Here is a 12,920-nt window from a genome sequence, read left to right as displayed (position 1 = left end):
TGGAATGATCAGTGAAGCAACTAAACTGCGAGCAACAGATGCCCAAGCAGGTATTTGGTACGCTCATGAATTAGATGAAAAAAAGACAGCTTATAATACTGGCGAATATGTTGAAATAAACGGGCGAATAAACGTGTCGTTATTAATAGAAAGTATAAAAAGTACTGTTCAAGAAGCAGACAGCCTCCACATTACCTTTTTTGAAGAGGATGGAAAATTATATCAAGTTCTTCAAAAACCGAATGAAGTGCCTGTTCAATATATCGATGTGAGTCTAATGAAGACTCCTAAGCAAACGGCTATTGATCTCATGAATGATGACTTATCCCTGTCAATTGATTTGAAAAAAGGTCCGATTTATAAGCAAATTCTCTTTAAAATAGCAAGTGATGAATATCTTTGGTATCAAAAAATACATCATATTGCTTGTGATGCATTAGGATTTTCATTAATAACAAACAAAGTGGCAAGTACTTATTCAGCATATCTAAAAGAAAAGTTTGAGCCAGAACCTGCTTTTAAACCATTGTCTCTATTAATTGAAGAAGAGAAAAAGTATAAAGAATCTTCGTTATATATGGAAGATCAAAAATATTGGAAGGAAAAATATAAAGGAGTCACACACGACGTTTCATTGTCTCAGAATGAGCTTCAATCTTCTGAGGCAACATCTACGATAAAAATTGCTAAAAAATTAACAGCCACAGAGTTTCAAAAGATAAAAAACAAGGCAAAAGAATGGAAAATCGCGTGGCCACATCTCGTGATCGCAGCTATGGGGGTTTATCAATATAAGATAACGGGGGATCGCAAGAGTTTATTAACATTACCAATGATGAATCGTTCAACAGTTGCGATGAATATTCCAGCAACAACAATGAATATTCTACCCTTACTGCTATCATTTTCTATTGATTCAACTTTTATGAGTCTGGTGAAAGATGTTGTAAATGAAACGAGAGAAAATAGTAAACATCAACATTATCGTCAAGAACAATTACAAAGAGATTTAGGCACCATTGGCCAGAGTAGTTTTTTGAACTCTTTTCAAGTAAATATTATGCCGTTTACGTATCAACCGATTTTTGGCGATGTCGCTGCCACTACTTATAAATTAGCCACCGGTCCAATTGATTTAATGAATATGAATATGTTTGAGCAAGATAGAGATGGCAGTCTAAGAGTAGATATTGAAGCAAATGGTACGAAGTTTCAGCAATTGGAAGTAGAGCAACATGCAAGTAGAATTATCCATTGGCTAAAGAGGTTACCAAGTATTGATGGCGGGCAACCTATTTGGAAGATTAATTTATTATTAGATGAAGAAAACGCATTGATGCGAAAAGATTTAGGGTATGAGACAGCTGAAAGCGTTCATCCGCTTATTCAATTCAAGGAAATGGTAAAGAAATATCCTCAGCATCCAGCATTAGAATATAGTGGAGAAATATGGACATATGAAAAGCTAGATAAGATGACTTCAGCATTAGCAAGAGAAATGATTAGCACGGGGTACAATTCCCCCTTTATTGCGGGGATAGCTGTAAGCCGTTCTGCCAATATTTTGGTTGCCATATTGTCTGTTTGGAAAGCTGGCGGTGCCTATGTGCCAATTGATATCGATTATCCTGAGAGTAGACTCAACTATATGTTAAAAGATAGTCAAACACAACTGATTCTTACTGATACAGAAGGGAAGCAGAAACTACCAAAAAGCTTCCAACCGTATCTTATGAACATCGATGTTATAAAGGCTGAAAGTGAGACTTTGCTACCGCTCGTAAATAGTGGAGATCCTGCGTATATGATTTATACATCAGGTTCAACTGGTAATCCAAAAGGTGTTCTCGTATCTGCAAAGTCACTTTCTTATTTCTTATCGGCAATGAATAAGCATTTACAATTAAACCATATGGATCGCTTTTATGCTTTAACGACGATTTCGTTTGATATTTCAATTTTAGAATTGATTTTACCCATCACGGTTGGGGGCACATGTGTTATCGCTAAGAATGCGGTCATTTCTGATCCGCCAAGTATTGTCAAAGAATTGAAAGAAAAGCAGATTAGTGCGGTTCAAGCAACACCGACACATTGGCAAATGATCCTACCATTTGTAACTGAAGAATTAAAGAAAGTCAAAGTATTAGTTGGGGGAGAGAAACTTCCTTCACATACAGCAAAGCAAATGCAAACGTTATGTCGAGAAGTGCATCATGTTTACGGGCCAACTGAAACGACAATTTGGTCTACACATTATGAATTAACGTCAGTTGATGGTTTTACTTCACCACCACTTGGAGACGCCCTTTCAGGCACAGAAATTTACATTTTGGATGAAAACCTGCAACTAGTTGCTCCGGGAAGACCAGGTGAAATCTATATTGCGGGAGAGGCTGTTACATACGGTTACTATCGTAAGCCAGCGCTCACCTCTTCAAGGTTTGTGGCTAATCCATTTACTGAAAACGGTCAAAGAATGTATCGAACAGGTGATATTGGCATAAGAGATCTTTCAGGGAAACTTCATTATGTGAAACGTAGTGATGATCAAGTAAAGGTCCGTGGTCATCGGATGGAATTAGGCGAGATCGAGCATCACTTGTTAGCACACCCTAATGTGAAAAGTTGTAAAGTGATTGTGAGGGAAGATCAACCGGGAGATCAACGTATTACTGCTTATATAATAGCGGCTGAGAGCGTGAAGAGAACAAGTGAAGATTTCAATTCATACTTAAGTGGTTTTTTGCCAGATTATATGATTCCTAGTTTCTTCATGTATTTGGACGCATTCCCATTGACGCTTAATGGAAAGTTAAATTTGCGTGAATTACCTAATCCGCTGGAAAGTAAAGCAAGCTATACAGGTGACGAATGTTGGACTCCTTTGCAGAAGGATGTTTATAATATTTTCCAACAAATATTAATGTTGCATGAAATACGCGAAACCGATTCGTTCTTTGCCCTTGGTGGTCATTCATTACTTGCTTCCCAATTACTTGGTAAACTCCGTGAGGAATTCGGTCTAAGTTTATCATTCTCAGCATTTTATCAAAACCCAACGATCCAATTTATTGTTGAACAAGTGAAAGAACAAGCAGACAACAAGTTTGAAGGTAGAAAGTTAAAGCCATATAAGAGAGATCAGTATGCTCCAATGAGTCATGAACAAAAAAGATTATGGTTTATCGAACAAACTGAAAATGTGGCTTCTACTTATTATATTCCTGTGGTAGTCAAGTTGAAAGGTACACTCCGAACGGAAGCTTTATACGAATCTTTAGTTGAGGTAATGAAAAAGCATGAAGCGTTGAGAACTGTCATAGAAACAAAAGATGGTGAAGTATATCAAAGGGTATTATCAGCAGATGAAGCAACATTGAAATACTATGAAAAAACGATTAATCGAAATGAGCTCAATCATGAGATAGATGAAGCGATCAAAATGCCAATCGATTGGGAAAATGAATTAGGTTGGCATAGCTATCTATTTAGAATAAATAAAGAAGAGAATATATTATGTATTGTTTATCACCATCTATTCGCTGATGGGTGGTCGATTGCACCATTTATGGAAGATGTATCAACTGCTTATGAGACCCTTGTTAAGGGCGATCAGCCAGTTTTATCTTCATTACCTATTCAGTATGGTGATTATGCCTTCTGGCAACAGGAAATGTTAGTGCATGATATGGAGGAAAAGCTTGCCTTTTGGAAAAAACAATTAGCCCACATACCTGAGGCCATCCCATTACCATATGGGGTTGAAAGACCAGAGAAAAGAATGGTTGAAGGTGGACGATTGACTTTTGAGCTGGACAAAAACCTTTATCGACAACTCAATCAGTTAGCAAAAGGTGAAGATGTTACGTTGTTTATGGTTCTACAATCAGCATTAGCAACACTGTATCATCGTTTAGGCGCTGGAGATGATATTCCATTTGGTACACCAGTAGCTGGGAGGGATGAGCCGTCATTACAAGCAATCGTTGGCTTCTTTGTTAATACAATAGTTCTACGTACAGATGTTTCAGGCAACCCATCATTTTTACAGTTACTACATCGCGTGAAGAAACAAAATATGAGTATTTATGATCAGCAAGACACACCGTTTGATAGAGTGGTAGAGGCGATTAACCCAACCCGTTCGAATAAAGTTCATCCATTATTCCAATCAATGATTATTATGCAAAACACACCACAACCCTCATTTAAAGTAGAGGGAGTGGATGCTGAAATTCATATTAACGGTACGAACACAGCGAAATTTGATTTAACTTTTGAATTTTGGCAAGGATCTAATCAAGATACATTGGAAGGTGCGATTGAATATAGAAAAGACCTTTATAAGCATGAAGAAATCCAACAATTATTGCAACAATGGTTGACTCTCTTAAGTTCAATCATTGCTACGCCGAATCAATCTGTTGGAAAGTTACCAATTCTAATAGACACAGAAAAAAATGAGTTATTACATCTACAATCGAAGAAAGTAACGACGAAACAAGAACATATCGTTCATAACTTTGAACAAATGGTAGAACAATACCGTAATGAAATAGCGGTAACATATGATGAGACATCAATCAGTTACCAACAACTAAATGAAAAGGCAAATCAGCTTGCTAGATTGTTAATAGATAAGGGTGTAAAAGTAAATGATTTTATCACCATTTCATTACCACGCTCCTTGGAGTTAATTACAAGTATTTTAGCAGTATTGAAAGCCGGTGCAGCCTACGTACCAATAGATCCGGATTACCCCGAAGATCGCAAACAATATATCCATCGTGATGCTGGTGCGGTTATGATGATTACTGATAAAAAACAGGTAGAACACGGGAATCAAATTGTGTTTGATCTACAATTACACCAAACATTGACATTATATGATTCTTCTAACTTAGAAGAAGTTGAGGGGAATGAGATATATCCTAGTTCACCAGCTTATATTATTTATACATCAGGTTCTACCGGTAAGCCGAAAGGTGTGCTAGTTCCACATAGCAATGTGGTACGACTGTTTGCCTCAACGAATCGATGGTTTTCTTTTGATCATGATGATGTTTGGACACTTTTCCATTCGTATGCTTTTGATTTCTCTGTTTGGGAGATATGGGGCGCATTATTATTTGGTGGAAAACTAGTTATTGTCCCTTACGAGACGACTAGAAACCCACAAGCTTTTCTACAATTATTAGTTAAAGAACGAGTGACTGTATTAAATCAAACACCTTCTGCATTCTATCAATTAATGGAAGCTGAAAAAGAAAGAATTGATTTATCGGATATGTTGCGAATCAGATATATCATTTTTGGTGGAGAGGCGTTGGAACTACCAAGATTGGAAAGTTGGTATAACCTGCATGCGATGTCAAAAACAAAGCTTATTAACATGTACGGTATTACAGAAACAACCGTTCATGTCAGTTACTTAGAATTAACGAAAGACATAATTCGACAATCTGCTAGTAGTTTAATTGGTGAAGGTATCCCTGATTTAGGTGTGTATATATTAGATGATTACCTTCAACCTGTTCCTAAAGGTGTCATAGGAGAAATGTATGTAACTGGGGATGGACTCGCTCATGGTTATTTAAATCAACCAGCACTGACAGCGGAGAGATTTGTCGCTAATCCATATGGATCAGCAGGAAGTCGAATGTATAAAACGGGAGATTTAGCAAAATGGACTGAAGATGGTTCACTTGACTATATTGGTCGCTCTGATCATCAAGTGAAAATTCGTGGTTTCCGCATCGAGTTAGGTGAAGTAAATGCAGCACTTCTTCAGTATCCTGCTATTAAACAAGCTGTAACAACAGTACTAACGATGCATGGTGATAAGCAATTGGTTAGCTATTTCATCTCTCATAATGAGATTGATTACAAAGAACTGAGACAATTTTTACAAACGAGATTGCCTAAATATATGGTTCCGAATCACTTCGTTAGAACAGATGATATCCCGTTAACGAACCATGGGAAATTAGATATGAAAGCTCTCCCGAAACCAGAGATGGAGACAATGCAGGGAGATAGGCATCTACCTAGAACTCCACAAGAAGAAATACTTACGCAGTTATTTGCTGAAACCCTACATTTAACTGAAGTAAGTATTGATGATAGTTTCTTTGACTTAGGAGGACATTCGTTATTAGCAGTTCAATTAATGAAAAAAATAGAATCAACATTCGGCAAAGAGTTAGGTATTGGTGTGTTATTCGAAGCACCAACTGCTGCCCAACTCGCAAAAGTGATTGAAGGTGATGCAGAAGAAGGCGCTTCATTACAGTCATTATTGGGTTTACGAAAAACAGGAAGTGAGACGCCATTATTCTGTGTGCATCCTGCAGGTGGTTTAAGCTGGTGCTATGCTGGATTGATGTCGAAACTAGATAGTCGATTTCCTATCTATGGCCTCCAAGCAAAAGGGATTAAAGAGAAGAAAAATAAACCTACAAGTTTAGTTGAAATGGCGAAGGATTATATCCAAGAGATTCGTTCTGTTCAACCAAAAGGTCCGTATCGCTTACTTGGTTGGTCGTTAGGAGGTAACGTTGTTCATGCAATGGCAGTTGAATTACAAAAGCAGGGAGAGAAAATTGAGTTTTTAGTCATGATGGATTCCTATCCAGGACATTTCATTTCTATGAATGAAGAAGAAGCAGAAGATGATGCGTTAATTGCGATGCTAGCACTTGGGGGCTATGATCCTCAAGAAGTGAAAGGCGATCAATTAACAATACAATCGGTTAAAGAATTACTTCAGGAAAAGGGGAGTGTACTTGCATCATTGGATGAAGAAACAATCGAAAATCTTAAAGAAACCTATCAAAATTCCGTTCGTATCATGTCAGAATATGATCCAGAAGTATATGAGGGGGATATGATTTTCTTCAAGTCAACAATTGTTCCAGAGTGGTTTAAAAATGATGATCCAGCGAGATGGTTACCATATGTCCATGGCAGGATGAGACAATATGATATTGCTTGCCGTCATAAAGATATGTGTCAACCAGAGCCTTTAGCAGAAATAGGCGAAGGAATCGCAAGAGAGTTAAAGGGTTTAATTGAAAACAAGCATTTAGAAGGGAGTCTACAAACATGAGTAACCCATTTGATCAAAAAGATTCTATGTATTTAGTTTTAATGAATAATATAGGGCAGTATTCATTATGGCCAAGTTATATTGATGTACCAACAGGTTGGCAAGTGGTTTGGGGGGAAACTACCCTTTCAAGCTGCCATCAATATATTGAAGAGCATTGGGAAAGTCTACTTCCAAATGAAAAAGAGAAGGAAAGTCTATCACTCTAATGACAATGGATAAAAAAGTGAAATATCAAAGAAGAGCATTATGTACAGTGTATATTCTAGCTATGTTTATGGCGGCATTAGACGGAACAATCGTCTATGTTGCCCTTCCTTCGATTGCTGCTGAACTGGGCGTAACATCCGCTCAGTTAAGTGGATTGACTGTCTGGTATCTTGTTGGGGTTAGCATGATTTTACCTTGTGCAGGGTATTTAGGTGATCGTTTTGGAAGTAAAAAGATGTTTATGGTTAGCTCACTCGTTTTTACATTCGCTTCTTATATGTGTGCTTTAGCAGATTCAGTTTCGATGTTAAACATAGCACGGTTTCTGCAAGGATTAGGAGGCGGCTTGTTTGCCCCTATAGGCATGGCGATGATCTTTCGGACGTTTTCAATTGAAGAACGTCCGAAACTGTCGCGGTCTTTCGTCATTCCTATTGCCATTGCACCTGCCCTTGGTCCGATAATTGGTGGAGTAATCGTGACTTATTTACCGTGGCAGTGGATCTTCTTAATTAATATTCCGATTGGCTTGTTCATCGTTATAATCGGTGCACTATTTTTACAGGAAAAACATGAGTATATGGGTAAAAAGCTAGATGTTAAAGGTTTATTATTACTGGTGATTGGTTTTCCATTATTTATGTATACGTTGAATCGACTAACAGCAGGAATGAGTCTGCCAATAATCGTTTTTGGGATGATTGGGCTAATAATGATTGTTACATATGTTTTTCATGCATTAAAAGCAGATCAACCATTATTGAACTTAAAATTATTGGAGGAAAAGACATTTAAACGAATAAGCATGCTCTCCTTTCTTGGAGCGGCAGGCTTACAAGGTTTCTTGTATTTGTTCCCGATTATGTATCAATATACAACTGGTGCATCACCATTAAAAAGTGGATTAACTATTTTTATTGAAGCCATTGGTTTAATGGTGGCATCAAGAGTAATGCCCTTGACATTAAAACTTCTCGGCGTTTATCGTGTGATCGTTTATGGATTCTTATTATCCAGTGTCTTTTTCCTACTCATCAGTTGGATAGGCCCTACTGGTTCTATCATCGGTTTACAAATTTGTTTATTTGGAATTGGACTGACGTTAGGGCATGCCGTGATTGCCATGCAGTATACGGCATTCCATCATATTAATAAAGAAAAAATGTCACAAGCAACCACATTATTTAATGTGCAGAACCGTTTAGGTGCAGCAATGGGAATTGTGAGTATTTCTTTGATTATCAGCATGTTTTCAATCGGAAATGAGCAATTATATCAAGTGGCAATTATTTTTTGTGCTATGCTTCTACTCGCCGCGTGCTTGTTTGCGATCAATAGTCAAACTGCCATTAAGTCAACTTCACCAAAAATGAAAAAAGCAAGCTAGTATAAGAAGGAGGGGAAGGTATGCTTGAAGTTTTTGCTTGTCGATTACCGCAAGTACATTCAGAGGTAACTTTACATCATTATAGTGACTATTTACCACCATTAAAAAAAATACAAATCCACCGTTATAGAAGAATAGAAGATGCATATCGTACGTTAGTAGGTTATCTATTATTAAGGAAAATACTTATGAAGAAGTTACCTAAAGTTGATTTTACTAAGCTCCAATTCAGCAAATACGGTAAACCTTTTTTGAACGCGGCCCCTTTTCCCCCTTTTAGCTTGTCTCATTCAGGTGATTGGTGTGTGTGTGCAGTTGGAACTGATGGAATGGTTGGGATAGATTTAGAAAAAATAACTAAACCAAAGCCAGAGTTACACTCCCTATTGTTTCGAGAGGAAGAAGAGTGTATCGGAGCGAAAGATTTTTTTAATCGTTGGACGATAAAAGAAAGCTATTTAAAAGCCATTGGTACGGGTTTACTTGTAGATCTCCAAGAAATAGAAATGGAAGAAAAAAATCGGAGTGAATTCGAGGTCAACCATCAAGAAAAACGGTACCCAGGGGGAAAAGTAAAGGTTTATAACCTCCTGAAACAATATAGCTTATCACTTTGCACATTGTCTACAGAGGAAAAGCTTCCTCAACATCTAAAGCTTGTCACATTTGAAGAAATTATCAAACCCAGCGCACAAACAGTATAAAGCGCTGGGTTTTCATTTTACGAGCATCATTTATGTGACGGAATGCATAAAGAAATCTTGCTGAGTATGGAGAGCGATTGATCCGAAGAATTGTTAAAAGGCGTTTAAGAAATGTGTAAAAAGTATAACCATTTATTTCATAGGAGTGGGCCTCTTGTATTTACTGAATGTATTAAATATTTCTATTATATTTGACAATTTGTCTAGTTATCTATTAATATTCTATATATTCAGAATTTAGGAGGGCGAGAATGAAATCCTATTTAACCGTCAATGATATCTTGCAAAGGAAGCATTTCGATCAAATAGAAATAGTTGCAGGGAAAGATGGGTTAGTAGATCAAGTGAAGTGGGTTCATATTGTTGAGGTAACAAAAATAGGGAATCTCTTAAAAGGAAATGAATTAATCCTTTCAACCGCTGTTGCATGGCGAGAGAGAAAGGAATTATTTATCTCAATTGTACAACAGTTAATTAAGTCGAATGCAGCAGGCTTATGTATTGAATATGGCACTTATACGAAGGGCATACCTCATGAAATCATCTCTATGGCAAACAAAGCGAATTTCCCCATTATACTCATATTAAAGGAAGTTCCTTTCGTGGAAATCACGCAAGACATTCATACATCTTTAATTAATCAGCAATATGATATGTTAGCAAATTTAGAAAAAATCTCTCATATCTTAAATAAGAAATTACTTTCTATTAATCATTATGATGAACTTTTGAAGGTCATTTATGAAGAATTACAAGTGCAAATTCTATTATTATTTCAAGATGAAAGTGCGAAGTTTTATCCTGTACTACCGGAAATAAAAAGAGAAAATATCCTAAAGAAGGTGCAAGCCCAACAAGAACCCTCTCGTTTTGTCGTAAGAGCTACTATTGAACTTTTAGGTGAGAAATTTGCTGAACTTATCATCATTTCTTCATCTCATCAACTAACAGAATATGATCAGCTAATTGTAGACAGAACAGCTAACGCTTTAGCACAATTCTTTATTCGTGAATTATATGTAGAAGAAAAAAGAAGATTAGAAGAAAGTGAGTGGGTAAATTCTTGGTTAGAAGGTAAGGAAACGACGCCTTCATTACTAAACCATGTATCTGCCTATTTACCGAAAGCACCTCGAGGGGCGGTTGTATGTGTCTATCAAGTGGAAAAGTTAGAAAATTTAACCTATTTCAAGTTGTATTTTCGCTCCATATTAGAACAAAAAGGTTTTTCCCTTTTAGCTGTTGAGAAGCACAAAGCAATTGTATTTATATTATTTAATGAAAGAGGATTATCTGATTGGAAGAGGAGAGTAGTGCAAGCAATTGAAAAAATGAAGCAATTATTTTCGGATATGCAATCAGACACGACTTTTAATTTTGGAATTGGAAAATATGTTTCTGATTTGAATGCCGTGCATGAGAGTTATCAAACGGCATTAGAAACAATCCAAGTGAATCAACAATTTTATCATCGTTCGTATTCAAGTATGTTTTATGATGACTTACATATATTTCGTATTATCTCAGTTGCCAGTAGACACATGAATTTACAAGGAATGATCGAAGAATATTTAGGGCCGATTGTTGAATATGATACCGCACATCAATCAAAGTTAATGGAAACATTAAAAATGTACTTAATTTGTAATGGCTCAAAAAAAGATACGGCACAAAAATTATATATTGTTAGACAAACATTATATCATCGGTTGGAAAAAATTGAGCAGTTATTAGGCTCCGATTTTATGAGTCATGAGAAAAGATTGGCATTGGAATTTATGCTATTAAGCTATGATTTTATCCAGCGACCAATAGATTTAAAACAAATAAAGTGAAAAGGAATGAACCGTCTCTAGTAGTCGGTTTATTTTGCTTGTTACGATTTCCTTTGAGACACTGATTTCGAGATTACCCCTATTTCATATAGACCGTTTGTTTATGAATGACCGTTATCCTTTTTACAGTATGTCTAATGAAAAGGAGCTAGTAAATAAGAGATAATGAAATCAGAATAATCAATCTTTAATAGGAGGTTTGATGATGAGCGTAATTGAACAGGGAACTAAAACTTTACAGAATTTTATTAATGGCCAATGGGTACCTTCACAATCTACAGAAACAATGGAGGTGCCTAACCCAGCAACTGGGGCAATTATTGCAAAGGTACCTATATCCACGAAATCAGATGTTGATCAAGCAGTAAAGGCAGCAGCAAATGCTTTTCAAACTTGGAAAAAAACACCGGTTCCAAAAAGAGCGAGAATTCTCTATAAATATCATCATTTGTTAACGGAAAACCATGAAAGATTAGCAAAATTAATCGTAGAAGAGAATGGTAAAGCATATAAAGAAGCATATGGGGAAGTGCAAAGAGGAATTGAATGTGTGGAATTTGCCGCTGGAGCCCCAACACTAATGATGGGAGAAACTTTGTCGACGATTGCAGAAGACATCGATTCACAAATGTTTCGTTACCCACATGGAGTTGTCGCTGGTATAACACCATTTAATTTCCCAATGATGGTTCCTTTGTGGATGTTTCCACTTGCCATTGCATGTGGCAATACTTTTGTTCTCAAGCCATCAGAGAGAACGCCTATTTTATCTAATGAGTTGACGAAGTTGTTTATGGAAGCTGGTGCACCAGCTGGCGTCTTAAATGTTGTTCACGGTGCGCATGATGTAGTTAATGGCTTACTGGAACATCCCCTCGTTAAGGCAATTTCATTTGTTGGTTCTCAACCGGTTGCGAAATATGTCTATGAAAAAGCGGCTTCTTACGGTAAAAGAGTGCAAGCATTATCAGGAGCGAAGAATCATCATATTGTTATGCCAGATGCGGATATGGAGAAAGCGATTAGTCATATTATAAGCTCCACATTTGGCAGTGCTGGTCAGCGTTGTATGGCTTGTAGTGCAGTTGTTGTGGTAGGTGATGGATCTGAGTTTGTGGAAAAGCTTTCACAAGCAGCAGATGAATTAATTATTGGTGAAGGCTCTAATGAAGAAGTCCTGCTAACACCAGTTATAAGAGATTCTCATCGTCAGAAAGTTTTAGGATATATTGAGCAAGGCATTGAAGAAGGAGCAGAGCTGTTACGTGATGGTAGAGCTGTTATGACTGAAATGAAAAACGGCACATTTTTAGGTCCGACAATTTTTGATCAAGTCACACCTGATATGACCATTGCGAAGGATGAGATATTTGCCCCAGTGCTAAGTTTATTGCGAGCGAAAGATTTAGATGAGGGATTAGCTTATATTAGTCAATCAAGATATGGAAATGGCGCAACGATTTATACGAAAGATGCGCGTGCTGTCCGTCAGTTCAGAGAAGAAGCGGATGCAGGTATGTTAGGGATCAATATTGGTGTCCCAGCAACAATGGCCTTTTTTCCTTTCTCTGGGTGGAAGGATTCGTTTTATGGTGATTTGCATGTAAACGGGAAAGATGGTGTTAATTTTTATACCCGGAAGAAGATGATTACCTCACGTTTTGATTATTAAT

At 37.0% G+C, this 12,920-nt stretch carries 6 protein-coding genes; all 6 read left to right on the top strand.

Going from position 1 to position 12,920, the window contains the following annotated elements; all coding sequences use genetic code 11:
• Positions 1–4 precede the first annotated feature (4 nt).
• The 6 genes from LG276_RS13270 to LG276_RS13245 all read left to right on the top strand — a co-directional run bounded on the left by LG276_RS13270 (position 5) and on the right by LG276_RS13245 (position 12,919).
• Positions 5–7,111 carry an amino acid adenylation domain-containing protein gene (locus LG276_RS13270; protein WP_404292144.1) on the top strand — a complete coding sequence of 2,369 codons (7,107 nt, stop codon included), beginning with the start codon at positions 5–7 and terminating at the stop codon, positions 7,109–7,111.
• Positions 7,108–7,320: an MbtH family protein gene (locus LG276_RS13265; protein WP_224938377.1), complete on the top strand. Its 213-nt coding sequence runs from the start codon at positions 7,108–7,110 to the stop codon at positions 7,318–7,320. The genes LG276_RS13270 and LG276_RS13265 overlap by 4 nt, the downstream gene beginning before the upstream one ends.
• Positions 7,320–8,708 (top strand): DHA2 family efflux MFS transporter permease subunit, encoded by a 1,389-nt coding sequence (locus LG276_RS13260; RefSeq protein WP_224938376.1) that lies wholly within the window; start codon positions 7,320–7,322, stop codon positions 8,706–8,708. The genes LG276_RS13265 and LG276_RS13260 overlap by 1 nt, the downstream gene beginning before the upstream one ends.
• A 20-nt stretch (positions 8,709–8,728) precedes the next feature.
• Positions 8,729–9,412, top strand: a complete 684-nt coding sequence (locus LG276_RS13255; RefSeq protein ID WP_251161742.1) for a 4'-phosphopantetheinyl transferase superfamily protein — start codon at positions 8,729–8,731, stop codon at positions 9,410–9,412.
• A gap of 251 nt (positions 9,413–9,663) precedes the next feature.
• Positions 9,664–11,247, top strand: a complete 1,584-nt coding sequence (locus LG276_RS13250; RefSeq protein ID WP_251161741.1) for a PucR family transcriptional regulator — start codon at positions 9,664–9,666, stop codon at positions 11,245–11,247.
• Positions 11,248–11,452: 205 nt separating this feature from the next.
• Positions 11,453–12,919, top strand: a complete 1,467-nt coding sequence (locus LG276_RS13245) for a CoA-acylating methylmalonate-semialdehyde dehydrogenase (RefSeq protein WP_224938373.1) — start codon at positions 11,453–11,455, stop codon at positions 12,917–12,919.
• The last annotated feature ends 1 nt before the right edge of the window (position 12,920 follow it).

The organism is Cytobacillus kochii (assembly GCF_044790165.1).
Lineage (GTDB): Bacteria > Bacillota > Bacilli > Bacillales > Cytobacillaceae > Cytobacillus > Cytobacillus kochii.
This window is presented reverse-complemented; position numbering and strand designations above follow the sequence as displayed.

Excerpts from the sequence above, each read along its gene's own strand:
- LG276_RS13270 (WP_404292144.1), top strand. The coding sequence starts at position 5 with ATGATCAGTGAAGCAACTAAACTGCGAGCAACAGATGCCCAAGCAGGT.
- LG276_RS13245 (WP_224938373.1), top strand. The coding sequence starts at position 11,453 with ATGAGCGTAATTGAACAGGGAACTAAAACTTTACAGAATTTTATTAAT.
- LG276_RS13265 (WP_224938377.1), top strand. The coding sequence starts at position 7,108 with ATGAGTAACCCATTTGATCAAAAAGATTCTATGTATTTAGTTTTAATG.
- LG276_RS13255 (WP_251161742.1), top strand. The coding sequence starts at position 8,729 with ATGCTTGAAGTTTTTGCTTGTCGATTACCGCAAGTACATTCAGAGGTA.
- LG276_RS13260 (WP_224938376.1), top strand. The coding sequence starts at position 7,320 with ATGACAATGGATAAAAAAGTGAAATATCAAAGAAGAGCATTATGTACA.
- LG276_RS13250 (WP_251161741.1), top strand. The coding sequence starts at position 9,664 with ATGAAATCCTATTTAACCGTCAATGATATCTTGCAAAGGAAGCATTTC.